This is a genomic window from Rhodococcus sp. UNC363MFTsu5.1 (genome assembly GCF_000686785.1).
GTDB lineage: Bacteria > Actinomycetota > Actinomycetes > Mycobacteriales > Mycobacteriaceae > Rhodococcus_G > Rhodococcus_G maanshanensis.
This window is the reverse complement of record NZ_JMLO01000003.1, coordinates 249,881-275,237: the sequence shown is the minus strand read 5'-3', so window position 1 is coordinate 275,237 and position 25,357 is coordinate 249,881. Positions and strand designations below refer to the sequence as shown.

The window sequence follows — 25,357 nt, the reverse complement described above, 5'->3', positions numbered from 1 at the left end:
GCCGAACCACCAGCCAGATCTACCGACTCCCAAGAGGATCCAAGATGACCAAGTCGAGGTTCGAATCGATAGGCGCGTACCTCCCGTCCGCGGTGCTCAGCACGAAGGACCTGCTCGCCAAGCTCGCGGTGCCGCCGAGTTTCGATCTCGAGGCGATCACCGGGGTGGTGGACCGCCGGGTGTACGACTCGAGCGCGGACAACTACGAGGATTCGTTCACGCTGGCGTGCAACGCCGCCCGTGACGCGCTGTCCCGCTCGAGCTACGAGGCGGGCGATCTCGATGTGATCATCTCGACCTCGATCTCGCGGAGCAAGGACAGGGACTTCATGTACCTGGAGCCGTCCTTCGCCTCGATGCTCGGCAAGGAGCTCGGCGCCAAGGGCGCCATCCATTTCGATCTGTCCAACGCGTGCGCGGGGATGCTCAGTGGTGTCTACGTGCTCGACCGGATGATCCGCTCCGGTGCGGTCCGCAACGGGATGGTCGTGAGCGGCGAGCACATCACGCCGATCTCGGAGACCGCGGTGCGGGAGATCTCGGAGAAGTACGACCTGCAGTTCGCCTCGCTGTCCGTTGGTGATTCGGGTGCGGCCGTGATCATGGACCGATCCGTCGACGACGCCGACAAGATCGACTACATCGAGCTGATGACGGCGTCGGAGTACTCCGACCTGTGCATGGGCATGCCGAGTGACCAGTCGCCGGGCATCGCGCTGTACACCGACAACCGCAAGATGCACAACGAATCACGGTTCCTGCTGTGGACGAACGCGCAGCGGGAGTTCCTGGCGGCCCGCGGCCAGACCTTCGCCGACGAGGAGTTCGACTTCGTCATCCACCATCAGTTCGGCGCCTCGGCCGTGGTCTACATGAACGCGCTCGGCGAGAAGGAGTTCGGCACTCCGATGCCGCCCGCCCTCAACGTGGTGGAGAAGTACGGCAACACCTCCAGCACTTCGCATTTCATCGTGCTGCACGACCACCTGAAGGACAAGGCGGTCCCGAAGGGGTCGAAGATCCTGATGGTTCCTGCGGCATCCGGCATCGTCACCGGCTACGTGTCCGCCACGATCACGTCCCTGGAGGTCTGAGCAACATGGGTATCTCGATCAAGTCAACCGGGATGAGCGTGGCCACGGCGACGACGAGCGCGATCGAGCATTCGGCTCGCGCGGCGCGCGGCGCCATGCGCAGTGCTGGCGTCGAGCCCGAGCAGGTGGACGTGCTCATCAACACCGGCGTCTACCGCGACTCGAACCTGTTCGAGCCCGCCATCGCGGCGCTGATCCAGCGGGAGGCGGGAATCGGCCTCGAGTATCCGGAGGGCTCGAACAGGTCGTTCTCGTTCGACCTGATGAACGGGGCCTGCGGCGTGCTCAACGCGGTACAGGTGGCCACCGCCCTGCTCGAAACCGACAGTGCGCAGTACGTTCTCGTCGTCTCCGGGGACACCCACCCCTCGCTCCAGCGACGCAGGCCCGCCGCGGACTTCCCGTTCGTCACGGCGGGGGCGGCGATGCTCCTCGAGAAGACCGACACCCCATCGGGATTCGGTCCCGTCCACGTGGCTGAGCTGGAGGGGACCCCGGCGACGAGGGGGTTCGCCAACACCGCGGAGATGGGTGTACACGGCCGCTCGCTCGTGACCGTGGAGCGCGAGGACGGATTCGAGGAGCGCCTGCTCGAGGTTGCGGGTGTCGCGGCGGGCAAGGCGATCGGAGCGCACGAGGGCGGGTTGGACCTGTCTCGGACCGCCCTGATCAGCTCGCGGCCGACCGCGGGGTTCCCGGCCGCGCTGGCCGCGCGGCTCGGCATCGCGCCGGAGGCGGTGATCGGTAGCGGTGCGGTCGAGGGCGACGCGCACACCGCCGCGCTGACGGCCGCGTATCACCAGGTCGACGAGGCGATCCTGGCCGGCTACGACACGGTGCTGTTCGTGGCCGCGGGCGCAGGACCGAGCGCTGCCGCCACCGTGTACCGGCTGGCACCGGCGGCGTGAGCAGGGCGACGATCACGACTGCGGTGCCCGCCCGTCCCTCGGCGCACTGCGGATCGGTCGAACGGATCAGGGCGATGGCGCGGGCGCATCCGGATCTGGAGGCGGTGATCTATCCGGACGGCAAGGGTGAGGCGGGAGTCCCGACCTACGGGCGGCTGACCTATCGGGAGCTCGACGACTGGTCCGATCTGCTCGCCCAGCGGTTCGAGGCGATCGGGATCCGGCGCGGGGTGCGGACCCTGCTGCTGGTCACCCCGGGGCCCGAGTTCTACGCCATCATGATCGGTTTGCTGAAGGTGGCGGCGGTGCCCGTCGTGATCGATCCCGGCATGGGTTTGCGTCCGATGCTCACCTGCCTGAAATCCGTTTCCCCGCAGGCGTTCATCGGAATCTCGAAGGCGCACCTGCTGCGACTGGTGTTCCGTTCGTCGTTCGCGACGGTCGGGGTCAAGGTCACCGTCGGGCGCAAGCTGTGGGGCGGCCACTCCCTTCGGGCCTGGGGCCGGACGCCGGACCGGCCGGTGGCCGAGAGTCAGGAGGCGCCGGCCGACGAGGTGATGATGATCGCCTTCACCACGGGCAGCACCGGCCCGGCCAAGGCCGTCAATCTCACCCACGGCAATCTCGCCGCGATGCTGGACCAGGTCGACGACGCCCGCAAGCGGGTGCCGCCCGAGACGTCCCTGATCACGCTGCCGATCTTCGGGGTGCTCGACCTGATGCTCGGCTCCCGCTGCGTGCTGCCGCCGATCGTGCCGGGGGAGGTGGGCTCGACGGATCCCGCGCACGTGGTCGACGCGATCCACCGGTTCGACATCCGGACGATGTTCGCCTCGCCCGCCGTGCTGGTTCCGCTGGTGCGGCACGCGCAGGCGCACGACGTGCGGCTGCCGTCCGTGCGGTCCATCTTCTCCGGCGGTGCGCCGGTACCGGACCACGCCATCGCGGCGCTACGCGCGATCCTGCCGCCCGAGGCCGAGGTGACCGCCGGATACGGGTCGACCGAGGCGCTGCCGATGTCCGCGATCGAATCGCGCGAGCTGCTCGGTGAGTTCGTCGCCCGCGCCCACGCCGGGGCGGGAACGTGTATCGGACGACCGGCGCTCGGCCTCGAGGCGAGGGTCGTCGGCATCACCGACGACCCGATCCCGACCAGGTCCGACGAGGCGGCCGCGGGCGGGATCGGCGAGATCGTGGTGGCCGGGCCGAACGTGAGCACCAGCTACGCCTGGCCGGAGGAAGCGAACGCGCTCGGCAAGATCAGGGACGGCGACCGGATCTGGCACCGAACCGGCGACCTGGGCTGGATCGACGAGGGCGGCCGGATCTGGTTCTGCGGGCGCAAGAGTCAGCGGATCCGCACCGCGGATGGCGAACTGTTCACCGTCCAGTGCGAGCAGATCTTCAACACCGTTCCCGAGGTGTTCCGGACCGCGCTGGTCGGCGTCCGCGGCGAGTCCGACACCCGCCCGGTGCTCTGCGTCGAGCTGATGCCGGGGGTCCGCAAGAGCGAACGGGCCCGGATCGAGCAGGAACTGCGCGAGCTCGGAGCGCAGGGCCACACCACGGAGCGGATCCACGACTTCCTCTTCCATCCCGGCTTCCCGGTCGACATCCGGCACAACGCGAAGATCGGGCGCGAGAAACTGACGGTGTGGGCGGCATCGCAACTGGCGAAGGCGGAACGATGAGTACGAAGGTCATGCTGCTGCGTGCCATCCCGGTACTGGGATGGATCTACCTGGTGGCCGGGCTCATCCGGCCCTCCGGCAACCGTGTCGCGCGGGCGCTGTGGTGGATCGACGTGGTGCTCAGTGTCGGCGCGCACGCCGCTCAGATCCCGGTCGCGCTGAAGGAAGGCCGCGCTCGAGGGCATTCGGATGTGAAGATCGCCGCGATGACGATGCTGCTCGGTGCGACCTGGTGGCGGACCCAGTGAGAGCACTGGTGACCGGTGCGAGCGGATTCCTCGGTGGCGCGCTCGCCCGTCGACTGGTCGGGGACGGCGAGCTGGACGTCTCCGTGCTGGTGCGCCGCAGCAGCAACCTCACCGATCTCGGCGACACCTCGAGGTTGACGCTCGTCTACGGCGACCTCACCGACCGTGACTCCCTCATCGAGGCGACGCGGGGAGTGGACGTGGTGTTCCACAGCGCCGCAAGGGTGGACGAACGCGGTGTCCGCGAACAGTTCTGGAACGAGAACGTGCGGGCGACCGCGGACCTGCTGGAGGCGTCCCGCCGGAACGGGGTGTCGCGCTTCGTGTTCATCTCCAGCCCCAGCGCGTTGATGGAGTACGACGGCGGCGACCAGATCGACGTCGACGAGTCGGTCCCGTACCCGAGCAGGTACCTCAACCTGTACTCCGAGACCAAGGCCGCCGCCGAGCGGCTCGTGCTGGAGGCGAACGGCGCCGACCTGACCACCTGTGCGCTGCGGCCGCGGGCGATCTGGGGTGCGGGCGACCGGTCCGGTCCGATCGTCCGGCTGCTCGCGAAGGCGTCCGAGGGCTCCCTGCCGGACATCTCCGGCGGCAAGGACGTGTACGCCTCGCTCTGCCATGTCGACAACATCGTCGACGCGTGCGTGCGGGCGGCGAGCTCGGACCAGGTCGGGGGCAGGCCGTACTACATCGCCGACGCCGAGACCACGAACGTGTGGGAGTTCGTCGGGGTGGTGTCGCGGATGTTCGGGTTCGACCCGCCGAGCCGCCGACCCGACCCCCGGGTGCTGGCCGCGGTGGTGGCGGTCGCGGAGCAGATCTGGCGGGTGCCCTACGTCGCGAAGCGCTGGTCGCCGCCGCTGTCGCGGTACGTGATCGCGCTGATGACGCGTAGCGCGACCTTCGACACCGGCGCTGCCAGGCGCGATCTCGGCTACCTGCCGTTGGTGGGCCGGGACGAGGGGCTCGCCGCCTTCAAGACCTGGGTGGACGAGCAGGGCGGTCTCGTGGAGCTGGCGGCCCCGCTGCGATAGCGGCGCTGTCGGGGCCTTGGGCTACGGTTCCTACCCGTGCCGCACATCATCACCACCGTCAACGTCAACGGGATCCGCGCCGCAGCCAAGAAGGGCATGCTGGAGTGGATCGAGGCCACCGAGGCGGACGTCATCTGCCTCCAGGAGACCCGCGCCGACGACAAGCAGCTGACCACGACCCTGGCCGCCGCGCTCGAGGCCGGCTGGCACCTGGCCTCCGCGCAGCCGTCGGCCAAGGGCCGCAACGGGGTGGCGATCCTCTCGCGCAGGCCTGCGGACGCGGTCCGCATCGGGCACGGAGACGAGGAGTTCGCCGAGGCCGGGCGGTACATCGAGGCGGACTTCGACGACCTCACGGTCGCCAGCCTGTACCTCCCGTCCGGCGAGGTGGAGACCGAGCGGCAGGCGGAGAAGGAACGATTCCTCGGATCCTTCGGGCCCTATCTGGCGGCGACGGCAGCGGCGGCCGAGCGGGCGGACCGGCACGTGGTGGTGTGCGGCGACTGGAACATCGCGCACACCGAGCTGGACCTGAAGAACCACAAGGGGAACAAGAAGAACTCCGGCTTCCTGCCGAACGAGCGTGAGTGGATGGGTTCGGTGTTCGGCGAGCTCGGCTGGGTCGACGTGATGCGCCGGCTGCACCCGGACCTGGAGGGGCCCTACACCTGGTGGTCCTACCGCGGCAAGGCATTCGACAACGACTCGGGCTGGCGGATCGACTACCAGGTCTCCACGCCCGTGCTCGCCGAGCGGGCGAAGCAGGCCGTCGTCGAGCGGGCCGCGTCCTACGACCTGCGGTGGTCGGACCACGCACCCGTCACCGTCCAGTATCGCTAGTCAGATACCGCTAGTCTTCCACCGTGACGCGGTGGACATCGTTCGTGCTGGGGCGCCGTTGGGCCGTGCTGACGGTCGTGGTCGGCGCCATGCTCCTCGGGGGGCTGTGGGGGTCCGGTGTGCTGGACCGGCTCAGCCAGGGCGGTGACATCGATCCGTCCAGCGAAGCCGCGCTGGTCGACGAGCTGCTGGCCGAGCATTTCGGGATCCGCAGCCCGGACATCATCGCGATCTACCGTGCCCCCGACGGCAAGACCGTCGACGACATCGGCCCCGCGGTCTCGGCCCGCCTCGCGGATGTCGATCGCGGCCTGCTCGCCGAGCCCATCGAGGACTACTGGGGTGCGACGGGCCCGATCCGGTCGTTGTTGCGCAGCGGCGACGGATCCACGGCGCTGGCAGTGGTTTTCGTGGAGGGGAGCGAGAGCGAGCGGATCGCGTCGTTCACGGAACTCGAACCGCAGCTGACCGTGCCGGGGGTGTCCACCGAGCTGTCCGGGTTCAGCGCGATCGCGGACGAGGTCAACAAGGAATCCAAGCGCGACCTTGTGGTCGCGGAGATGGTCTCGCTGCCGGTCACCCTGCTGGTGCTGGTGCTGGTCTTCGGCGGGCTGGTCGGGGCGGCGATCCCGGTCGCGATCGGCGCGCTCTCGATGCTCGGCGCGCTGGCCGCGCTGCGCCTGCTGTCGATGTTCCTCGAGGTCAGCGTGTTCTCGGTGAACATCGCCTCGCTGCTCGGGCTCGGCATGGCGATCGACTACGGACTCTTCATCGTGAGCCGCTACCGCGAGGAGCTGGCCGCAGGGGTGGGCACCGACGAGGCGGTCACCCGGACGATGGCCTCCGCGGGCCGCACTGTCGCGTTCTCCGCGGTGCTGCTGCTGTGCGCGTTCGCGGGCACCCTGGTGTTCCCGCAGCAGATGCTCAAGTCGCTCGGGTTCGGCGCGATGGCCGCGGTCGCGCTTGCCGCGGCGCTGTCGTTGACGGCGCTGCCCGCTCTGCTCGCCATCCTCGGCCCGCGGATCGACGCGCTGACCTGGCGCCGCGGGGCATTCGAGCGGGGTGAGGCTCGCGCGCAACGCTTCTGGGGCGCACTCGCGACCACGGTGATGCGCAGGCCGGTCGTCATCGCCGTCACCATCGTGGCCGTGCTGTTGTTGTTGACGTTGCCGCTCTTGGGGACTCGTTTCGGCGATGTGGACCACACCGCGCTGCCGCCGGGCAACGAGACGCGCACGACGGTGGAACAGCTCACCGCGCAGTTTCCGATCGCGAGCAGCGGCGCCACCGTCGTGGTACGCGGCGAGGACGGCGCACCGCCCGGCGACGCCGCGGTCGCCGAGGTGAGCAGGGCGGTCGGCGCGACCGACGGCGTCCAGCAGGCGATCACCCTCGGCACGGCCGACGGCATGGTCGCGATCCGCGCGGTGCTCGAGGACCCGGACCGGTCGGTCGCCGCGGTCGACACCGTCCGCAGGCTCGACGGGATCGAGGCGCCCGCAGGCACCGAATTGCTACTGGGCGGGATCACCGCGTTGTCCGTCGACAGCGTGAACTCGGTCCTGCACTATCTGCCGGTGATGATCGCGGTGATGGTGATCGCGACGCTGGTGCTGATGTTCTTCGCGTTCGGGTCGATCGTGCTGCCGATCAAGGCGGTGCTGATGGCCGCGCTGAGCCTTGGCGCGACTTTCGGCATCCTCACCTGGATCTTCTACGACGGGCACCTGACGGGGCTGCTGAACGTCACCCCCGGGCCGCTGATCTCGGGGATGGTCGTGCTGATCATCGCGATGGTGTTCGGCCTCTCCACCGACTATGAGGTGTTCCTGATCTCGCGGATGGTCGAGGCCAGGCGGGACGGCGCAGGCACCGAGGAGGCCGTGCGCATCGGCGTGGCCAAGACCGGGCGGGTTGTCACCGCGGCCGCGACCCTGTTGATCCTGGTTACCGGCGCGTTCACCCTCTCCGACCTGTCCGTGATGCGATTCATCGGGGTCGGGATGATCGTCGCGCTGATCATCGATGCCACCGTGGTCCGGATGTTGCTGGTGCCCGCGCTGGTGAAGCTGATGGGCGAGGCCAACTGGTGGGCGCCCGCGTCGATGGTCCGGCTGAGGGAGCGGGTCAATGTCCACTAGATCGCTGTCCGCACGGTCCCGCGGTGTCATCGCGGCGGCCGTCCTGGTGCTCGTCGCCGTGGCGGCGTTGCTGCTGACGCGAGGCGGCGACGCGCCAGGCCCGGACGCGCCACCCGGTGTCCCCGCGGCGGCAGTGGCGACCCTGCGGGCGATCGACGACGGCACCTGGCCGGACTCGGCAGGGGCGCCGGGCACCAAGGGCGGCGAACGCTTCGGCAACAGGGAGCGGCAGCTACCGACCGCGGACGCCTCGGGTCGCCCCGTCAACTATCGCGAGTGGGACGTGAACCCGAAGCAGCGCGGAAAACCGAGGGACGCGCAGCGCATCGTCACCGGAAGTGACGGTTCGGCCTGGTACACCGGTGATCACTACACGACATTTGTGAGGATGCGCTGATGACAACGGTGGACGGATTCATCACCGAACGAACCGGTCCGGTGGCGGGCATACTGACCGGTTCCGCGCCGGTCGGCGACACCCTCGCCTACGCGCTGTCCGAGCGTGGCTACACGGTGCGGGTGGTGCGCGCCGCGAAGATGCGGACGACCGACGCCCTGTTCGACGAGTTCGCAGCGGCCCTGCAGTTCCCGTACTACTTCGGTGCCAACAAGGACGCCTTCGACGAGTGCCTGCGCGACGCCGACGACTGGTTGGGCGAGTCGCCCGGACTGGTGCTGATGGTCCGTGACGCGGGGGACCTGCTGGTCGACGAGCCGGGGGAGCTGGGCTGGTTCGTCGACGCCGTCGAGGACGGCGCGAGGGACAGGACCGACGGCCTGCTGCGGGTCATCCTGCAGGCGGATCGGCCGTCGGCGAGCGCGTTGGCCCGCCGCTGGACGTCGGCGGGCGGGGAGCTCGCATGGGTGGAGCCCTGATCGAATTCGAGGCGGGTGACCGGGCATGAAAGGATCGGGGCCATGTCGAGTTCCGCATCGTCGCCGTCCGCACCGTCATCGGACACCGCCCCGGTGAACACCGCCCCCGCCGCGCAAGGCACCGCCGCCCGGCAGCGGGTGCTCTCGGGCATCCAGCCCACCGCCGACTCGTTCCACCTCGGCAATTTTCTCGGGGCACTGCAGCAGTGGGTGCCCCTGCAGGACGATTTCGACGCCTTCTACTTCATCCCCGACCTGCACGCGATCACGGTCCCGCAGGAGCCAAAGGAGCTGCGGCGCCGCACGAAGATCGCCGCCGCCCAGCTGCTGGCGCTCGGCATCGACCCGGATCGGTCGACGCTGTTCGTGCAGAGCCAGGTGCCCGAGCACGCCCAGCTCGCGTGGGTGTTGAACTGCATCACCGGCTTCGGTGAGGCCAGCCGGATGACGCAGTTCAAGGACAAGTCCGCCAAGCAGGGCACCGAGTCCGCGACCGTGGGTCTGTTCACGTATCCGGTGCTGATGGCCGCCGACATCCTGCTGTACCGCCCGCATCGGGTCCCGGTCGGCGAGGACCAGCGCCAGCACCTGGAGATGGCGCGCGACTTGGCGCAGCGGTTCAACACCCGGTTCGGCAAGGCGTTCGTGGTCCCCGAGGCGCAGATGATCAAGGGCACCTCGAAGATCTACGACCTGCAGGACCCCACGTCGAAGATGAGCAAGTCGGCAGCGTCGGCCGCCGGGCTGATCAACCTGCTCGACGACCCGAAGGTGTCGGCGAAGAAGATCAAGTCCGCTGTCACCGACAACGAGCGCGAGATCCGCTTCGACCGGGAGAACAAGCCGGGCGTGAGCAATCTGCTGACCATTCAGTCCGCGCTGTCCGGCACGAGCGTCGAGGACCTGGTGAAGGGTTACGAGGGCAAGGGCTACGGCGACCTGAAGTCCGACACGGCCGAGGTGCTGGTGGAGTTCGTGACCCCGCTGCGCGCCAAGGTCGACGCCTACATGGCCGACCCGGCCGAGCTGGACCGCATCCTGGAGGCGGGCGCGCAGCGGGCTCGCGAGGTGTCCGAGCGGACTCTGGCGACGGTGTATGACAAGGTGGGGTTCCTGCCATACAAGGGGTGATCCGCGGTGCCGGACGTCAAATCGCTTCTCGAGCGTCTACGTGCGGCGCGGCCGTGGCTTGATCACCTGATCCGGGCCGGCGGGCGGTACCAGGCGCAGAAGGGCGACTACTTCGCGGCCGGGATCACCTATTTCAGCGTGTTCGCGCTGTTCCCCCTGCTGATGGTCGCCTTCGCGGCCACCGGTTTCATCCTGGTCGGGCATCCCGAGCTGCTCACCTCGATTCACGATGCGGTCAGCAAGGCGATGCCGGGCAACCTGGGTGACCAGATCAACCAGCTGATCGATGCCGCGATCGCCGCGCGAACCACGGTGGGTGTCATCGGTCTGATCGTCGCCGCATACTCGGGCCTCGGTTGGATGGCGAACCTGCGCGAGGCGCTCAGCGCGATGTGGGACCAGCGCCATCCGAGTTCGGGGTTCCTGCGCACCAAGCTGAAGGATCTCGCGAAGCTGGTGGGTCTGGTACTCGCCCTGATCATTTCGGTGGGTCTGTCCATGATCGGGGAGGGCAGCACCACAGGGCGGGTCCTGGAATGGCTCGGCATCGACGACATCGGCTGGGTGGGGACCCTGGTGCGACTCCTGTCGAGCGTGCTCGCCGTGGTGGCGACGTGGGCACTGTTCGTCTGGGTCATCGCCCGGTTGCCCCGCGAGCCGATCACCCTCCGCAGCGCGGCGAAGGCGGCGCTGTTCGCGGCGGTCGGGTTCGAGGTCTTCAAGCGGTTGGGCGTGATCTACCTGAGGGCGGTCACCAACGGGCCGGCAGGCTCCACCTTCGGCCCGATCATCGGCCTCCTGGTGTTCATCTACTTCACGGCACGGTTGGTGCTCTTCTCCACGGCATGGGCGGCGACGGCACACGAGAACGAGGTGAAGGCGTTTGTGCCGCCGCCGGATCCGGCGATCATCGAGGTGAAGCAGGCACCGGCGAGGGGGCCGACGATCTCCGAGGCCCTCGCCCTGGTCGGGGTGGGCGCGGCCGCAGCGGTCGGACTCGGCGGATTGATGCGCCGGCGCAGGCACCGCGACTGACGTTCGGTGCCGGCCGGTCAGCGGCGGCGTCGGAGCCGCGCGGCCGCCACGAGCAACATGCCGACGATCGCCGAACCGACCACCGCGACAGCGGTTCTCGACACCCCGGAAGTGGAGTCGGCAGGCGACGCCGCGGCGGTCGGACCGCCGACCGGCCCCGTGGGTGGTGCGGCCAGTGTCACCGGCGCCGCCGTCTGCGCCTCGGCCGAGTCGGCCAGGGTGCCGACAGATTCCGATGCCGGGAGCGCGAAACCGTAGTCGAGGAGCCGGGCGGCCTGCTCCCACGGGCGGATCGGCTTGACGTCGGCCGCCATCAGGGTCACCACGAGCGTTCGGCCGTTGCGCTCGGCGGCACCGACGAAGGTCTGCCTGGCGTCGTCGGTGTACCCGGTCTTGCCCCCGAGCGCGCCGTCGTAGTTGTAGAGCAGCTTGTTGTCGTTGGCGAGGGTGAATCCGGGGTGGTCCTTGTCCTCCGGGTCGGTGGGGTCCTTCGGGAATCCCGGGAACGGTACCGACTCGGTGTGGATGAAGTCGGCGAAGGTCTTGTCCCGCATGGCCTCACGGAAGATGACCGCGAGATCGTATGCGGAGGTGGACATTCCGGGCCCGTCCAGGCCGGACGGGGTGGCGGTGCGGGTGTCGAGGGCGCCGAGTGAGCGGGCCAGCTCGTTCATCTTCTCCACGGTGCGCTCGTCACCGCCGAGCTGCGCGGCGAGCGCGTGCGCGGCATCGTTGCCCGACGCCATCACCAGTCCCTGCATGAGCTGACGGTTGGTGTATTTGCCATCCTTGCCGAGGCCGACCGCGCTGCCCTCGGCGTTCGCGTCGTCGGCGGTGGCGGTGATCGTGGTGTCGAGGTCGAGTTCACGCAGGGCGAGGATCGCGAGGAGCACCTTGATGGTGCTCGCGGGGCGGTAGCGGCCGTGCGGATCCTTGGCCGCGATCACGGCGCCGGAGTCGAGGTCGGCGAGGACCCACCCGGTCGCGGAGATCTCGGCAGGCAGGCCGGGTGCGCCGTCGGGGGCGACGGCGCCGCACTCGCCGAGGCGGGCGCCGCCGATCGGCCGGGCGGGGACGGGCAGCGCGGCGGGCGCGGTCTGCCCCGGCGCGGGCACCTCGGAGAGGTCGATGGCCTGCGGCGGGGAATTGCGCTGCGGGCAGTTGTCGGTGTTCGGGGTGGTGAACGGCGTGGTGGTGGTCGTGCTCGAGTCCGGAGGAGCGGGGGCGGGCTGCGCAACCGCCGGCGCGCCGACCAGGGCGATCGAGGCGACGGCGACCAGTGCGGTCAGGGCTCGTGCGGGCGCGTTCATCGAGGAGGCAGGGTATTCGACCCGGTGCCCGGGGTCCAAGTCTCCGCACCGGCCCGTGACCGAATCGGGTCGAGACCGGCCGTTCCGGTCGAGGTCGTGCTCGAATGAGCGCCATGACCACGAACCGGCACCGGGTGCGCATCGACGGGGACATTCTGCTGACGCTCGACGGCGACATCGTCACCATCGCGACACCCCGATTCGCGCCGGGGATCTTCTTCGTGCACGCGGAGCTCCTGGAGGTGCACGTCGTCCCCTCGGGGGCCGACTGGAAGGTGAAGCTCAAGACCACGGGCGTGAGCGGGCCGTTCCAGGTGTTGCCGTTCACGGTGCCTGCCGCGCAGATCCCGGTCTTCACCGCCTTCGTCGAGCGTGCGAAGGAGGCGAGGGAGCGCTCGCTCCGCGACGAGATCTCCTAGCCGTACACGAAGAAGCGTCGGAGAAGTATTGCTGCCTCAATATGTAGTAGGTATGCTACAAATCATCGAAGGCTGATGATTGGGAGGGTTTCATGGCTTCGGACAATGGGGTTGTTCTCGATGTCGACACGCTGCGCATGCAGTACGACACCACTGAGGTTCTGCGTGACGTGACATTCCAGGCGCGGCGCGGTGAGGTACTGGTCATGCTCGGCCCCAACGGGGCGGGCAAGACCACCACCATCGAGATCCTGGAGGGCTTCCGCGGACGCTCGGCGGGGCGCGTCGCCGTCCTCGGTGTCGACCCGGAACACGGCGACGAACACTGGCGCGCCCGGATCGGCGTCGTCCTGCAATCGTGGCGCGACCACGCGAAGTGGCGGGTGCGCGAGCTGCTCGCCCATCTCGGCGCGTACTACCGCCCCTATTCCACCGATCGGGTCCAACGGCCATGGGACACCGACGAACTCATCGCGCTTGTCGGCCTCACCGAGCAGGCCGGGGCCAAGATCTCCACGCTGTCAGGTGGTCAACGGCGCAGGCTGGATGTGGCGATCGGTGTCGTCGGCAGGCCCGAGGTGCTGTTCATGGACGAGCCGACCGCGGGCTTCGACCCGGCCGCGCGCCGCGACTTCCACGATCTGGTGCACCGGCTCGCCGACCTCGAGGACACCACCGTGCTGCTGACCACGCACGACCTCGACGAGGCCGAGATCCTGGCCGACCGGATCCTGATCCTGGCGGGCGGCCGGATCATCGCCGACGGTTCGCCCGACGAGTTGGCCCGGTCGATCGCAGGCGAGGCCCAGGTGAGCTGGACCGTGGACGGTCAGCGTTTCGTCCACACCACCACCGAGTCGACCAAGTTCGTGCACGAGCTGTTCAAGCAGCACGGCGAGAGCATCGGCGACCTCGAGGTGCGCCGCGCCTCGCTGGAAGACACCTACATGACCCTGGTCCGGCGCGCCGAGTCCGGCGAAGCGACCGAGCCCGTCCACACCCTTGCGGAGGTCACCCGATGAGCGCCATTGCCACCCGAGCCGGTCTCGCCCGCGGCGGAATCGAACTGCGGCAGCTGTACACCAACGGCCCCGACCTGATCGGTCAGTTCCTCACTCCTGCCATCGCGCTCGGCGTGCTGTTCCTGCTGCGCAACCGGATGTACGGGGACAGCGGGCTGTCCGTCGCCGAGCTGGCCGTGCCGGGGCTGCTCGGCAGCATCATCGCGTTCAACGGCATGTACGCGCTGCTCAACGTGCTGGTGCTGGACCGAGAAGACGGCACCCTGTTGCGCGCCAAGGCGGTGCCGAAGGGCATGGTCGGTTACTTCGTCGGCAAGATCGTGGCCACCGCCGGATCGGTGATCGTGCAGGTGCTCGTCGTGCTCGGAGTCGGCGTGGTGATCATCGGCGGCTCGTCGCTGTCCGGTTCGGGCGCGGTGGCGACCTTCGTGTGGGTGGTGGCGCTTGGTCTGCTGGCGGTGCTGCCGTTCGGCGCGATCCTGGGCAGTGTGCTGGACACGCGGTCGGCCTTCCTGCTGACGATGCCGCTGATGGGGTTGATCGCCATCTCGGGCATCTTCTACCCGATCACCGCGCTGCCGGGCTGGCTGCAAGCGGTCGGCCAGGCGTTCCCGATGTACTGGCTCGGCCTCGGCATGCGTTCGGCGTTGCTGCCCGACGAAGCGGTCGCGATCGAGATCGACCAGTCCTGGCGGCACCTCGAGACCGCGGCGGTGCTGGGCGTTTGGGCGGTCGCGGGCCTGCTGATCGCGCCGGTAGTGTTGCGACGCATGGCACGTCACGAATCGGGATCGAGCATGGCCGCGCGGCGGGAAAAGGCGATGCAGCGTGCCTTCTGAGGTCATCTACAACCGCATCGCGATGCTCCGCGCCGAGCGGGGCATCTCGCGGCGGGAGTTGGCCGAGGCGCTCGGGGTTCACTATCAGACCGTTGGCTACCTCGAACGCGGCGAATACAGTCCCAGCCTGCACCTGGCGCTGCGGATCGCGGCGTACTTCGAGGTGGCGGTGGAGGTCGTGTTCTCCACCGAACCCTTTCCCCGGCTGGGGTCGGGCACCGAGACCGCGTGAGGTCACCGGGCGCGATCCCGCCCGGGTGCGACCCTCGGCTGCCCGGACCCGCCCACGGTCGAGCGGGGCACCATGTCCACCTCGATCCGGTCCCAGGTCTCCAGGGACCGGATCCCGGCCGCACACACCGCGGCGGCGGCATACCCGTCCCAGGCGCCGGGGCCGTCGACGCAGTCGCCGGATCCGCCGCCCGCCCGGACGGCGTCCACCCAGCGCTGGACCTCGCTGTCGTAGGCCTGACCGAACCGCTCCAGGAAGCCGGGAGTGACCTGACCGCCCCACCTGCCGGGGTCGGTGCGCCGCACCAGCCCGACGTCGAGGCCGATCATCGCGCTGCCCCGCTCGCCGACGACCTCGGTCCGTACCTCGTAGCCGACGCCGCTCGTGACGAAGACCTCGATGTCCACCATCCGGCCGGTCTCGGTTTCGAGGATCACCAGCTGCGGATCCTGAAGTCCTTCCGCCGCATGGGAGCTCGGCGTCGGCCGGAGCACGGTGATCGCCATGATCTCCTCGCCGAGCAGGTACCGCGTCGCGTCGATCTCGTGCACCACCGAGTTCCAGATCACCGTCGCGCTGTCGCACCGCGCCGGCACCGCCGGGTTCCGGTGCACGCAATGCATCACGAGGGGCTGGCCGAGCTCGCCGGTATCGATCAGTGACTTGAGCCGCTCGTGCTCGTGGTCGAAGCGGCGCATGAACCCGACCTGCACGAGCCGCCGACCGAGTTCCGCTTCCCGCCTGGCGATCTCGAGTGCACCCTCGGCATCGGTGGCCAACGGCTTCTCACAGAGCACCGGCTTGCCCGCGTTCACGCAGGCGAGTGCCTGCTCGGCGTGCGCCGCGCTCGGCGTGGCGAGCACGACCGCGTCCACGTCCTCGACGGCGATCGCCTCGAACGGATCGGTCACCAGTTGCGCATCCGGTGCGCTCGCCCCGACCTCCGCGGCCCGTTCCGCGGAGGCGTCGCTGATCACCGTGACCCGCGCGCCGCTGGTCCGCCTGTTGATCCGGTCGACGTGATCGGCCCCCATGGCGCCCACGCCCAGCACGGCCACGCGCAGGTCCCGAGTATCAGACATGGTGTGCTCCTCGTGATCAGTCGAACCGGAGAGCCGGGACACCGCATCCCGACAGGTATTTCTGGGTGCGGGCGGCGATGGGTAGTGGCACGTCGCCCGAACACGGATACAGGTCCTGCTCGACGATCGCGAACAGGTCGACGTCGAGCTCGTCCACCGCGGCGAGCAGCGGGGGCAGTTCGGGGACACCGCGTGGCGGTTCGACCATCACCCCGAGCATGACGGCCTCACCGAACGTCAGGTCCTGCTCCTCTGCCTTGGCGACGATGGCCGGATCGACCTGCTTGAGATGCAGGTAGCCGATGCGGTCCGGATAGTTGCCGATGATCGCGAGGTTGTCGCCGCCGCAATAACTGATGTGGCCGGTGTCCAGGCACAGGTTCACGTAACTCGGATCGGTGTCCTCGAGCAGCCGGACCACCTCGTCCTGTCTGCCGACGTGACTATCGGCATGCGGGTGATAGCGCAGCGCCACCCCGAACTCCTCGAACATCGCCCGGCCGAGCCGGTCGATCCCGGACGTCTTGGCGCGCCACTGCTCCTGGCTGAGACGGCTGTCGTCCCGGATGGTCCCGGTTGCGGGATCGCGCCACATCTCGGGTATCACCACCACCTGGCGGCCGCCCGCCCCTGCCGTCAGCGCGGCCACCCGGCTGACGTCGTCCCACACCGCATCCCATGAGCCGGGTTGGTGCAGGCGCTCGAAGACGGTGCCGGCGGATAGCCGGAGATCGCGGGCGCCCAGCTCGTCGCGGAGGCGCTGCGGGTCGGTGGGCAGGTACCCGAAGGGGCCCAGCTCGATCCATCGGTAGCCGGCCGCGGACACCTCGTCCAGGAACCGGCCGTACGGCACCTGTCGCGGGTCCGTGCCGAACCACACCCCCCAGGAGACGGGCGCCGATCCGACGCGGATCACGCTCATCGTGGCTCCTCTCCGACCGCGCGGTGCGGCTCTGCGCTCTCGGACGGGCGCAGGTGGTGCCGTTGGGCCCGCTTGCGGGTTTCGTACCCCTCGCGGGCCCGTCGGGTGGACGGCAGGGCCGAGGCCTCGGAAACCGGTACATCCCACCAGGACCCGCTGTCCGGCGCCGAGGCGAGCTGGTCCGTCTCGACGTACAGCACCGTGCTGCGCGCGCTCGCCTTGGCGGCCTTGACGGCGTCGGTGAACTCGCTCGCGGTGCGGGCCGAGATGACGTCGACGCCGAGACTGGCGGCGTTCGCGGCGAGGTCGACCGGCAGCGGGCCGCCGCCGAGTCGGCCGTCCGGCGACCGGTACCGATATCGGGTGCCGAAGCGCTGCGAGCCAACCGATTCCGAGAGCGAACCGATCGAGGCGAATCCGTGGTTGTCGACCAACACGACGATCACCTTGATCCCTTCCTGGACCGCCGTGACCAGCTCGGTGGCCATCATCAGATACGAACCGTCGCCGACCATCACGAACACATCGCGTCCGGGGCAGGCCATCGCGACGCCGAGACCGCCCGCCACCTCGTATCCCATGCAGGAGTAGCCGTACTCGACGTGATAGCCCGCGCGGTCGCGGACCCGCCACAGCTTGTGCAGGTCGCCGGGGAGCGAGCCCGCCGCGCACACGACCACGTCCGTCGGGTCCGAGAGCGTGTTCACCAGTCCGATCACCTCCGTCTGGGTGAGTCCCGCGCCCGCCGACCGGTATGCGGAATCCACGGCGGCGTCCCAGATCCGCACCAGTTCGGTTGCCCGCATCCGGTATTCCGAGGACACCCGGTGATCGTGCAGTTCGGCCGTGAGGGCGTCGAGCGCCTCCCTGGCATCCGCGATCACGCTCACCCCCGACTGCTTGGCGGCGTCCGAGGGTGCGACGTTGATGTTGACGAACCGCACGCCCGGATCGGCGAACGCGGACCGGGACGCGGTGGTGAAATCGGTGTACCGGGTGCCGATCCCGATCACCACGTCGGCCGCGGCGGCGAGCTCGTTCGCGGCGGTGGTCCCGGTGACGCCGACCGCGCCGACGGACTGCGGGTGGTCCGACGCCAGCGAGCCCTTGCCGGACTGGGTCACCGCCACCGGGATCCCGGTGAGCTCGGCGAACCGGGCCAGCGACTCGGACGCGCCCGAGTAGAGGACGCCGCCACCCGCGACGACGAGGGGTCGGCGCCCCGCACGGATCACCTCGATCGCGCGCTCGAGGGCGGCGCGCTGCGGCAGCGGGCGTCCCACATGCCAGACCCGCTCCGCGAAGAGCGATTCCGGCCAGTCGTGCGCCTGGGTCTGCACGTCCTGCGGAATCGCCACCGTCACCGCGCCGGTCTCGACCGGATCGGTGAGCACCCGCATCGCGCCGAGCAGGGCCGCGGGCAGCTGCTCGGGCCGCCACACCCGGTCGAAGTACCGCGACACCGGCCGGAAGGCGTCGTTCACCGTGACGTCGCCGCTGGAGGGCAACTCCAGCTCCTGCAGGACGGGGGCGCCGACTCGGGTGGCGAAGGTGTCGGCGGGCAACAGCAGTACCGGCAGGTGATTGATGGTGGCGAGCGCGGCGCCGGTGATCATGTTCGTCGCGCCCGGTCCGACGCTCGTCGTCACCGCCCAGGTCTGCAGCCGGCCGCGGGCCCTGGCATACGCGGCTGCGGTGTGCACCATCGCCTGTTCGTTGCGCCCGAGCACGTACGGCATCAGACGCGGGTCCTCGAGCTCGGCCTCCAGCAGTGCCTGTCCGAGGCCTGCGACGTTGCCGTGGCCGAAGATCCCGAGACAGCCCGCGAACAGCCGGGTGCGGTCGCCGTCGCGCTCGGTGAACTGGTTCGCCAGGAACCGCACGGCGGCCTGCGCGACGGAGAGCCGCACCGTCGCTTCGGTGTTCGGTACTTCCTGTCGCTGCGCCACGCTCACACTCCTGTGGTCCTGGGGAGGGGCAGTCGGGGGTCGATGTCCTGGGTTCGCCAGGTCTGCCTGATCCAGGCGTGGGCTGGATCGTCGACGATCCGCCATGACCGTTGGTCGCCGGTCCCGGACATCACGTTGAGGTAGTACATGTCGTAGCCGGGTGCGGCCACGGACGGTCCGTGGTACCCGTGCGGAACCAGCACGGCGTCCCCGGTGCGCACCTCGGCCAGCACGTCGATCGGACGCTCCTTGGTGCCGTACACCCGGTGGAACCCGAACCCGCGACGGCCCCGATCCACCGACTGCGCGCCGGTCTCATCGAACTCGAAGTAGTAGATCTCCTCGAGCGCGGACTCGTGCGCGGTCTCCTCGTCGTGCTTGTGGCTGGGGTACGAGGACCAGTTGCCCGCCGGGGTGATCACCTCGCAGGCCAGGATCGAATCGGCGTCGAAGGTGTCGGCCATCGCGAAGTTGTGCACCTGGCGACTGCAGTGCCCCGCCCCGCGCAGCTCGATCGGGACCGCTGCGGCCGGGACGTGGCGGAACGGGAGTTCGGTTGCCGCCCGCGCGCCGCACAGGGCGAAGCGGCCGCCGTCCACGCTGCCAACGGCGAAGGCGCGTCCCCGCCCGACGTAGCCGAAATCGCTCGGCCCGTCGAACACCGATCGTCGACCGGCCAGGGTGATCTCGCGTCCCTCGCACCCCACCGTTGCGGACCCGGACAGCGGCAGCACGATGATCTCGTCGTCGCCGGACTCGAGATCGACCCGACCGCCCCGCGGCAGCTCGAGGACCCACAGGCTCGACGCGCTCCAGCCCGCCGACTGCGGGGTGATGGCCAGTGCGAACGGGCCGTCGGCGGCGGTGCCCGCGGGGAGGTGGTTCGCGTCAGGCATCGACGGCCCCCACGGCGGACCGCTCGGCGAGCGCCGCGACCTCGTCCGCCGTCGGCATCGCGGTGGAGCACTCCAGGCGCGAGGCGACGATGGCGCCTGCCGCGTTGGCGTGGCGGAGCGTCTTCTCCAGTGGCCAGCCCGCGAGCAGGCCATGACAGAGGCTGCCGCCGAAGCCGTCGCCGGCGCCGAGCCCGTTGACCACCTCGACGGTGACGGGCGGCACGGTCACCGTCTCGTCCCTGGTCCTGGCGAGCACGCCCGCCGGTCCACGCTTGACGACGGCGAGCTCGACGCCCATGTCGAGCAGCGCGTCGGCGGCCCTGCGTGGATCGCTCTCGCCGACCGCGATCTCGCACTCCTCCAGATTGCCCACGGCCACGCTGACCTGGTGCAGCGCGCGCTGGGCCACGGCTGTGGCCGCAGCGGGGGATTCCCAGAACATCGGCCGGTAGTCGAGGTCGAGCACGGTGTGCCGCGTGCGGCCGCGCGCCCGCCACGCGGCGAAATGAGCATCGCGGCTTGGCTGTTCGGACAGCCCGGTCAGCGTGGACCAGTACAGCGCCGCGGACCGGACGGTCGCGGTGTCGATCTCGTCCGCGCGCAGCTGCAGATCCGGTGCGGCGGGGCGGCGGTAGAAGTACAGCGGGAACCGGTCGGGCGGGAAGATCTCGCAGAACGTGATCGGCGTCGGGTACTGCTGATCCGTGCGGACATACCGGTTGTCGACGCCGAGGCGGGCGAGTTCGGCGCGCACGAACGTGCCGAACGGGTCATTGCCGACGCCGGAGATCAAGGCGCTGCGCAGGCCCAGGCGGGCGGCAGCGACGGCCACGTTTGCCGCGCTGCCGCCGAGGAACTTGCCGAAGAGTTGGGCGTCCTCGAGGCCGACACCGGTCTGCATCGGGTAGAGGTCGATGCCGCATCGCCCGATGGCGAGCACGTCGAACAGTCGATTTCCCGTGTTTGCCAAGAGGGACTCCCGACGTTGATGGAGACTGATCTCTGATGCAAACTCTGCGCCACCTCGCGGGGGAATGTCAACCGTTTGTCCTAACATTCTAACTTTCGGTCAACTGGTGTTAATCTTCGCCTCAGCCTGCCTTTTCGGTGGCCGCACGGGCGCGGTCGCCGTCGATGATCGGAGCCGAGAGTGGCTGCACCGCTTGCCGTTGAACTCGACCGGTCGAGTCCGGTGCCGCTGTACTTCCAGTTGGCACAGGCGATCGAGGGCGCCATTCTCGGCGGCGACCTGGGGCCCGGGGACCGCTTCGAGAACGAGCTCGACCTGGCCAAGCGGCTGAACCTGTCCAGGCCCACCGCCAGGCGCGCCATCGCGGAACTGGTCGACAAGGGTCTGCTGGTGCGCAAGCGCGGCGTCGGGACCCAGGTGGTGCAGGGGCCGGTACACCGGCCGATCGAGCTGACCAGCCTCTTCGACGACCTCGCCAAGGCCGGTCAGAACCCGACCACCACGCTGCTCGAGTACCGGGTCGGCGCGCCGACCGGCGACGTCGCGCGGGAGCTGAACCTGCTCGGCGAGGAAGAGGTCGCGACCATCCGCCGGCTGCGGCTGAGCAACGGCGAGCCGCTCGCGCTGATGACCAACCATCTGCCTGCAGTGCTTGCGCCCGGCCCCGAGGAACTGGAGACGCACGGGCTGTACCAGTCGCTGCGCACCCGCGGGGTGCACATCCGCCTCGCGCGGCAACGAATCGGGGCCAAGGCCGCCGACCGGGCCGAGGCCGCGCTGCTCGGCGAGAAGGTCAGGGCGCCATTGCTGACGATGAACCGGACCGCCTTCGACGACGAGGGCCGGGTGGTCGAGTTCGGCAGCCACGTCTACCGCGCGACCATGTACCACTTCGACATGACCGTGGTCGACCGGTAGGAGCCACGCGCGGTGGCAGGGGTGACTACCGTGGATCTGGGTGATGGACGAATGGCCGAGACGATCACGCTGTTCCTCTCCGGGGACGTGATGACCGGCAGGGGAGTGGACCAGATCCTGCCGTGTCCCGGCTCGCCTGCGCTGCGGGAGCGCTGCGCGAGCGACGCGCGCGAGTACGTCACTCTGGCCGAGCGCGTGAACGGCAGGATCGCCGCGCCCGTCGACTGGGACTGGCCATGGGGCGAGGCGCTGACGGTGCTCGACGAAGCCGACCCGGACCTTCGGGTGATCAACCTGGAGACCGCCGTCACCACATCAGACGACTACGCGCCCAAGGGGATCAACTATCGGATGCACCCGTCGAATGTAGGCGTGCTCACCGCCGCCGACATCGATGTCTGCGTCCTGGCGAACAACCACATCCTGGACTTCGGCATCCGCGGTCTCGAGGAAACCCTGCGCACACTCCGCCGCGCGGGTGTCCGGCACGCGGGTGCGGGCCGCACCGCCCGGCAGGCGTGGGCTCCGGTGGCGGTGCACACCACCGCGGGCCGCGCTCTGATCTGGTCGATGGGCGCGGAGTCCTCAGGTGTCTCATCCAGGGACGCGGCAAGGGGCGGCCGCCCGGGTCTGGCGCTGCTCGCGGACATCTCGAACAGCGGCGCCGACGCCGTGCTCAACCGGATGCTGCGGGCACGCCGCGAAGGTGACCTCCTGGTGGCGTCCGTCCACTGGGGGTCGAACTGGGGATTCGGCGTGCCAGGGGCGCAGGTCCGGTTCGCGCACCGGCTCGTGGACGGCGGCGTCGACATCGTCCACGGTCATTCGTCGCACCATCCGCGCCCCGTCGAGATCTACCGAGGCAGGCCGATCCTGTACGGCTGCGGCGACCTGATCAACGATTACGAGGGCATCGGCGGCTACGAGCGGTTCCGCGACGACCTCAGGCCGCTGTACCTGGTCACCCTCGATGCGCGCTCGCACGAGCTGCGCGAGCTCCGGATCGTGCCGATGCAATCCCGGCGGATGCGGCTGCGCCGTGCCTCGGCCGCCGACACCCGATGGCTACGCGGGGTCCTCGACGGGCTCGGTCGCGATTTCGGGACCAGGGTGGACCCGGGCGGCGGCGCCCTCGTCGCCCGACCGGACCGGGGCCGGGAATGACAAAAGGCGCGGTTCCCGTTGCCGGGAACCGCGCCTTTTGGTCTGAATCGCTTACCGCGCGCTGTATCGGTAGGTCGCGCTAGCCGCTTCGCTACCGCGCGAACAGCAGTGCGCGCTTGACTTCCTGGATCGCCTTCGTCACCTGGATGCCGCGGGGGCACGCGTCGGTGCAGTTGAAGGTGGTGCGGCAGCGCCACACGCCATCCTTGTCGTTCAGGATGTCCAGACGCTCCGAGGCACCCTCGTCGCGGCTGTCGAAGATGAACCGGTGCGCGTTGACGATCGCGGCGGGGCCGAAGTAGCTGCCGTCGCTCCAGTAGACCGGGCACGAGGTGGTGCAGCACGCGCAGAGGATGCACTTGGTGGTGTCATCGAAGCGCGCGCGGTCGGCCTGCGACTGGATGCGCTCGCGGGTCGGCTCGTTGCCGGAGGTCATGAGGAACGGCTTCACGGCGCGGAACGCGTCGAAGAAGGGCTCCATGTCCACGAGCAGGTCCTTCTCCACCGGCAGGCCCTTGATGGGCTCGACCGTGATGGTGAGGGTCTTGCTGGGGTCCTTCGGCAGCATGTCGCGCATCAGGACCTTGCAGGCGAGCCGGTTCACGCCGTTGATGCGCATGGCATCGGAACCGCAGACGCCGTGCGCGCAGGAGCGACGGAACGTCAGCGTGCCGTCCAGGTAGCCCTTCACGTAGAGCAGCAGGTTCAGCAGGCGGTCGGTGGGCAGGGTCGGGACCTGGAAGCTGTCCCAGTGCTGGCCCTCGCCGTCCTCGGGGTTGAAGCGGGCGATCTTGAGGGTCACCATCACGGCGCCCTCGGGAACGGGCGGCAGCGCGGGGGCGTCCTTGTCTACAACGGGTGCGGACATCAGTACTTACGCTCCATCGGCTCGTAGCGGGTCATGACTACCGGCTTGTAGTCGAGACGGATGTCGGAGAGCAGACCGTCGCCTTCCTTGTAGGCCATGGTGTGCTGCATGTACTCGGCGTCGTTGCGGTCCGGGTAGTCCTCGCGCGCGTGGCCGCCGCGGGACTCCTTGCGGTTGAGCGCGCCGACGACGGTCACCTCCGCCATCTCCAGCAGGAAGCCGAGCTCGACGGCCTCGAGCAGGTCGCTGTTGTAGCGCTTGCCCTTGTCCTGCACGGTGATGTGGTTGTAGCGCTCCTTGAGGGCGCGCACATCCTTGAGTGCCTGGGTCAGGGTGGCGTCGGTGCGGAACACGGACGCGTTGTTGTCCATGGTCTGCTGCAGCTCGGTACGGATGTCCGCGACGCGCTCGTTGCCGTGGTCGGACAGGATGACCGCGAGCCACTCCTCGACCATCTTGGTCGGGTTCTCCGGCAGCTCAACGAAGTCGGTGTTCTCGGCGTGCTCGGCGGCCGCGATGCCGGCGCGACGGCCGAACACGTTGATGTCGAGCAGCGAGTTGGTGCCGAGACGGTTCGCGCCGTGCACGGAGACGCAGGCGCACTCGCCCGCGGCGTACAGGCCGGGAACGATGTCCTCGTTGTTGCGGAGCACCTCACCGCGGATCTTGGTGGGGATGCCGCCCATCACGTAGTGGCAGGTCGGGTACACGGGCACCAGTTCGGTGACCGGGTCGACGCCCAGGTAGGTGCGGGCGAACTCGGTGATGTCGGGGAGCTTCTCCTCGAGCACCTCCTCGCCGAGGTGGGTCACGTCGATGTAGACGTAGTCCTTGTTCGGGCCCGCGCCGCGGCCCTCGAGCACCTCGAGCACCATCGAACGCGCCACGATGTCGCGGGGCGCGAGGTCCTTGATGGTGGGGGCGTAGCGCTCCATGAAGCGCTCGCCGTCCGCGTTGCGCAGGATGCCGCCCTCACCACGGACGGCCTCCGAGATGAGGATGCCGAGGCCGGCGAGGCCTGTCGGATGGAACTGGTGGAACTCCATGTCCTCCAGGGGCAGGCCCTTGCGGAAGATGATGCCCATGCCGTCACCGGTGAGGGTGTGGGCGTTGGAGGTGGTCTTGTACATGCGTCCCGAGCCGCCGGTGGCGAACACGATGGACTTGGCGTGGAAGAGGTGGATCTCGCCGGTGGAGAGCTCGTAGGCGACGACACCCGTCGCGACGGGGCCCTCCTCGGTCTCGGTGAGCGCGATGTCGAGCGCGTAGAACTCGTTGAAGAACTCGACGTCGTGCTTGACGCAGTTCTGGTAGAGCGTCTGCAGGATCATGTGGCCGGTGCGGTCCGCGGCGTAACACGCACGGCGCACGGGCGCCTTGCCGTGGTCACGGGTGTGTCCACCGAAGCGGCGCTGGTCGATCTTGCCCTCGGGGGTCCGGTTGAACGGCAGACCCATCTTCTCGAGGTCGAGGACCGCGTCGATGGCTTCCTTGGCCATGATCTCGACCGCGTCCTGGTCGGCGAGGTAGTCGCCGCCCTTGACGGTGTCGAAGGTGTGCCACTCCCAGTTGTCTTCCTCCACGTTCGCCAGCGCGGCGCACATGCCGCCCTGGGCCGCACCGGTGTGGCTGCGGGTGGGGTAGAGCTTGGTCAGGACCGCGGTGCGCACCCGAGGGCCTGCCTCGATGGCGGCGCGCATGCCGGCGCCGCCGGCACCGACGATGACCACGTCATAACGATGTTCCTGCATGAAGTTTCTGCTCC

25 protein-coding genes are annotated in these 25,357 nt (G+C 69.2%); 17 read left to right on the top strand and 8 right to left on the bottom strand.

All coding sequences use genetic code 11. The features are described 5' to 3' along the window. Positions 1 to 44 precede the first annotated feature (44 nt). The 11 genes from BR31_RS0106650 to yhjD are packed head-to-tail and all read left to right on the top strand — an operon-like array spanning position 45 to position 11,001. Positions 45 to 1,094 carry a 3-oxoacyl-ACP synthase III family protein gene (locus BR31_RS0106650; protein WP_027500291.1) on the top strand — a complete coding sequence of 350 codons (1,050 nt, stop codon included), beginning with the start codon at positions 45 to 47 and terminating at the stop codon, positions 1,092 to 1,094. A gap of 5 nt (positions 1,095 to 1,099) precedes the next feature. Next, a complete protein-coding gene (locus tag BR31_RS0106645) occupies positions 1,100 to 2,002 on the top strand; it encodes a beta-ketoacyl-[acyl-carrier-protein] synthase family protein (RefSeq protein WP_027500290.1) in 903 nt (300 codons plus the stop codon). Continuing rightward, positions 1,999 to 3,693, top strand: coding sequence for a fatty acid CoA ligase family protein (locus tag BR31_RS0106640; RefSeq protein WP_231496394.1), 1,695 nt, complete (start codon positions 1,999 to 2,001; stop codon positions 3,691 to 3,693). The genes BR31_RS0106645 and BR31_RS0106640 overlap by 4 nt, the downstream gene beginning before the upstream one ends. Next, positions 3,690 to 3,941, top strand: a complete 252-nt coding sequence (locus BR31_RS31825) for a hypothetical protein (protein WP_027500288.1) — start codon at positions 3,690 to 3,692, stop codon at positions 3,939 to 3,941. Before BR31_RS0106640 ends, BR31_RS31825 begins: the two co-directional genes overlap by 4 nt. Beyond that, on the top strand, positions 3,938 to 4,978 hold the full coding sequence (locus BR31_RS0106630; RefSeq protein WP_027500287.1) for an NAD-dependent epimerase/dehydratase family protein: 1,041 nt from the start codon (positions 3,938 to 3,940) through the stop codon (positions 4,976 to 4,978). The genes BR31_RS31825 and BR31_RS0106630 overlap by 4 nt, the downstream gene beginning before the upstream one ends. A gap of 36 nt (positions 4,979 to 5,014) precedes the next feature. Then, positions 5,015 to 5,818 (top strand): exodeoxyribonuclease III, encoded by an 804-nt coding sequence (locus tag BR31_RS0106625; RefSeq protein WP_027500286.1) that lies wholly within the window; start codon positions 5,015 to 5,017, stop codon positions 5,816 to 5,818. Between the two features lie 23 nt (positions 5,819 to 5,841). Beyond that, positions 5,842 to 7,959, top strand: a complete 2,118-nt coding sequence (locus BR31_RS0106620; protein WP_027500285.1) for an MMPL family transporter — start codon at positions 5,842 to 5,844, stop codon at positions 7,957 to 7,959. Beyond that, positions 7,949 to 8,356, top strand: coding sequence for a guanyl-specific ribonuclease (locus BR31_RS0106615; RefSeq protein ID WP_027500284.1), 408 nt, complete (start codon positions 7,949 to 7,951; stop codon positions 8,354 to 8,356). Before BR31_RS0106620 ends, BR31_RS0106615 begins: the two co-directional genes overlap by 11 nt. Next, a complete protein-coding gene (locus tag BR31_RS27625; protein WP_051637019.1) occupies positions 8,356 to 8,835 on the top strand; it encodes a barstar family protein in 480 nt (159 codons plus the stop codon). Before BR31_RS0106615 ends, BR31_RS27625 begins: the two co-directional genes overlap by 1 nt. Before the next feature lie 42 nt (positions 8,836 to 8,877). After that, the gene (gene trpS, locus BR31_RS0106605; protein WP_051637018.1) at positions 8,878 to 9,966 is read left to right on the top strand and encodes a tryptophan--tRNA ligase; all 1,089 of its coding nucleotides are present in this window, start codon (positions 8,878 to 8,880) and stop codon (positions 9,964 to 9,966) included. 6 nt (positions 9,967 to 9,972) lie between these two features. Next, entirely contained in the window at positions 9,973 to 11,001 is a 1,029-nt protein-coding gene (gene yhjD / locus BR31_RS0106600) for an inner membrane protein YhjD (protein WP_027500282.1), read from the top strand. 17 nt (positions 11,002 to 11,018) lie between these two features. On the opposite strand, the gene BR31_RS0106595 is transcribed toward yhjD, so the two are convergent. Beyond that, entirely contained in the window at positions 11,019 to 12,311 is a 1,293-nt protein-coding gene (locus tag BR31_RS0106595) for a D-alanyl-D-alanine carboxypeptidase family protein (protein WP_037175734.1), read from the bottom strand. Between the two features lie 113 nt (positions 12,312 to 12,424). On the opposite strand from BR31_RS0106595, the gene BR31_RS0106590 reads away from it, so the two are divergent. From BR31_RS0106590 to BR31_RS0106575, 4 genes are all read left to right on the top strand, one after another. Beyond that, positions 12,425 to 12,730, top strand: a complete 306-nt coding sequence (locus BR31_RS0106590; protein WP_156042375.1) for a hypothetical protein — start codon at positions 12,425 to 12,427, stop codon at positions 12,728 to 12,730. A gap of 92 nt (positions 12,731 to 12,822) precedes the next feature. After that, a complete protein-coding gene (locus BR31_RS0106585; RefSeq protein WP_027500279.1) occupies positions 12,823 to 13,752 on the top strand; it encodes an ABC transporter ATP-binding protein in 930 nt (309 codons plus the stop codon). Beyond that, positions 13,749 to 14,591, top strand: a complete 843-nt coding sequence (locus BR31_RS0106580; protein ID WP_027500278.1) for an ABC transporter permease — start codon at positions 13,749 to 13,751, stop codon at positions 14,589 to 14,591. The genes BR31_RS0106585 and BR31_RS0106580 overlap by 4 nt, the downstream gene beginning before the upstream one ends. Then, a complete protein-coding gene (locus BR31_RS0106575; protein WP_027500277.1) occupies positions 14,581 to 14,823 on the top strand; it encodes a helix-turn-helix transcriptional regulator in 243 nt (80 codons plus the stop codon). Before BR31_RS0106580 ends, BR31_RS0106575 begins: the two co-directional genes overlap by 11 nt. A gap of 2 nt (positions 14,824 to 14,825) precedes the next feature. Here BR31_RS0106575 and BR31_RS27620 read toward each other — a convergent pair whose 3' ends face one another. Genes BR31_RS27620 through iolC form a run of 5 tightly spaced genes read right to left on the bottom strand, consistent with a single transcriptional unit; the run spans position 14,826 to position 20,642 of the window. Beyond that, positions 14,826 to 15,905: a Gfo/Idh/MocA family protein gene (locus BR31_RS27620; protein WP_051637030.1), complete on the bottom strand. Its 1,080-nt coding sequence runs from the start codon at positions 15,903 to 15,905 to the stop codon at positions 14,826 to 14,828. Positions 15,906 to 15,921: 16 nt separating this feature from the next. Further along, the gene (locus BR31_RS0106565; RefSeq protein WP_027500276.1) at positions 15,922 to 16,827 is read right to left on the bottom strand and encodes a sugar phosphate isomerase/epimerase family protein; all 906 of its coding nucleotides are present in this window, start codon (positions 16,825 to 16,827) and stop codon (positions 15,922 to 15,924) included. Beyond that, positions 16,824 to 18,776, bottom strand: coding sequence for a 3D-(3,5/4)-trihydroxycyclohexane-1,2-dione acylhydrolase (decyclizing) (iolD, locus tag BR31_RS27615; protein WP_037175800.1), 1,953 nt, complete (start codon positions 18,774 to 18,776; stop codon positions 16,824 to 16,826). Before iolD ends, BR31_RS0106565 begins: the two co-directional genes overlap by 4 nt. 2 nt (positions 18,777 to 18,778) lie before the next feature. Further along, the gene (gene iolB / locus BR31_RS0106555; protein ID WP_027500275.1) at positions 18,779 to 19,672 is read right to left on the bottom strand and encodes a 5-deoxy-glucuronate isomerase; all 894 of its coding nucleotides are present in this window, start codon (positions 19,670 to 19,672) and stop codon (positions 18,779 to 18,781) included. Beyond that, positions 19,665 to 20,642 carry a 5-dehydro-2-deoxygluconokinase gene (iolC, locus tag BR31_RS0106550; protein WP_027500274.1) on the bottom strand — a complete coding sequence of 326 codons (978 nt, stop codon included), beginning with the start codon at positions 20,640 to 20,642 and terminating at the stop codon, positions 19,665 to 19,667. Before iolC ends, iolB begins: the two co-directional genes overlap by 8 nt. A gap of 180 nt (positions 20,643 to 20,822) precedes the next feature. Between iolC and BR31_RS0106545 the strand changes: the two genes are divergently transcribed. Further along, positions 20,823 to 21,560, top strand: a complete 738-nt coding sequence (locus BR31_RS0106545; protein WP_027500273.1) for a GntR family transcriptional regulator — start codon at positions 20,823 to 20,825, stop codon at positions 21,558 to 21,560. Positions 21,561 to 21,611: 51 nt separating this feature from the next. Beyond that, the gene (locus BR31_RS0106540; RefSeq protein ID WP_027500272.1) at positions 21,612 to 22,724 is read left to right on the top strand and encodes a CapA family protein; all 1,113 of its coding nucleotides are present in this window, start codon (positions 21,612 to 21,614) and stop codon (positions 22,722 to 22,724) included. A 91-nt stretch (positions 22,725 to 22,815) separates the two neighbouring features. On the opposite strand, the gene BR31_RS0106535 is transcribed toward BR31_RS0106540, so the two are convergent. Together BR31_RS0106535 and sdhA are read right to left on the bottom strand one after the other, a co-directional pair. Then, on the bottom strand, positions 22,816 to 23,592 hold the full coding sequence (locus BR31_RS0106535) for a succinate dehydrogenase iron-sulfur subunit (RefSeq protein WP_027500271.1): 777 nt from the start codon (positions 23,590 to 23,592) through the stop codon (positions 22,816 to 22,818). Further along, complete coding sequence (gene sdhA / locus BR31_RS0106530; RefSeq protein WP_027500270.1) at positions 23,592 to 25,343, bottom strand: succinate dehydrogenase flavoprotein subunit; 1,752 nt, start codon at positions 25,341 to 25,343, stop codon at positions 23,592 to 23,594. The genes BR31_RS0106535 and sdhA overlap by 1 nt, the downstream gene beginning before the upstream one ends. Positions 25,344 to 25,357 lie beyond the last annotated feature (14 nt).

Coding starts and splice junctions, on each gene's coding strand:
- BR31_RS27620 (WP_051637030.1), bottom strand. CDS start 15,905: ATGTCTGATACTCGGGACCTGCGCGTGGCCGTGCTGGGCGTGGGCGCC.
- iolB (WP_027500275.1), bottom strand. CDS start 19,672: ATGCCTGACGCGAACCACCTCCCCGCGGGCACCGCCGCCGACGGCCCG.
- BR31_RS0106595 (WP_037175734.1), bottom strand. CDS start 12,311: ATGAACGCGCCCGCACGAGCCCTGACCGCACTGGTCGCCGTCGCCTCG.
- BR31_RS0106645 (WP_027500290.1), top strand. CDS start 1,100: ATGGGTATCTCGATCAAGTCAACCGGGATGAGCGTGGCCACGGCGACG.
- BR31_RS0106565 (WP_027500276.1), bottom strand. CDS start 16,827: ATGAGCGTGATCCGCGTCGGATCGGCGCCCGTCTCCTGGGGGGTGTGG.
- BR31_RS31825 (WP_027500288.1), top strand. CDS start 3,690: ATGAGTACGAAGGTCATGCTGCTGCGTGCCATCCCGGTACTGGGATGG.
- BR31_RS0106590 (WP_156042375.1), top strand. CDS start 12,425: ATGACCACGAACCGGCACCGGGTGCGCATCGACGGGGACATTCTGCTG.
- BR31_RS0106540 (WP_027500272.1), top strand. CDS start 21,612: ATGGCCGAGACGATCACGCTGTTCCTCTCCGGGGACGTGATGACCGGC.
- BR31_RS0106615 (WP_027500284.1), top strand. CDS start 7,949: ATGTCCACTAGATCGCTGTCCGCACGGTCCCGCGGTGTCATCGCGGCG.
- sdhA (WP_027500270.1), bottom strand. CDS start 25,343: ATGCAGGAACATCGTTATGACGTGGTCATCGTCGGTGCCGGCGGCGCC.
- BR31_RS27625 (WP_051637019.1), top strand. CDS start 8,356: ATGACAACGGTGGACGGATTCATCACCGAACGAACCGGTCCGGTGGCG.
- BR31_RS0106650 (WP_027500291.1), top strand. CDS start 45: ATGACCAAGTCGAGGTTCGAATCGATAGGCGCGTACCTCCCGTCCGCG.
- BR31_RS0106535 (WP_027500271.1), bottom strand. CDS start 23,592: ATGTCCGCACCCGTTGTAGACAAGGACGCCCCCGCGCTGCCGCCCGTT.
- BR31_RS0106580 (WP_027500278.1), top strand. CDS start 13,749: ATGAGCGCCATTGCCACCCGAGCCGGTCTCGCCCGCGGCGGAATCGAA.
- BR31_RS0106585 (WP_027500279.1), top strand. CDS start 12,823: ATGGCTTCGGACAATGGGGTTGTTCTCGATGTCGACACGCTGCGCATG.
- trpS (WP_051637018.1), top strand. CDS start 8,878: ATGTCGAGTTCCGCATCGTCGCCGTCCGCACCGTCATCGGACACCGCC.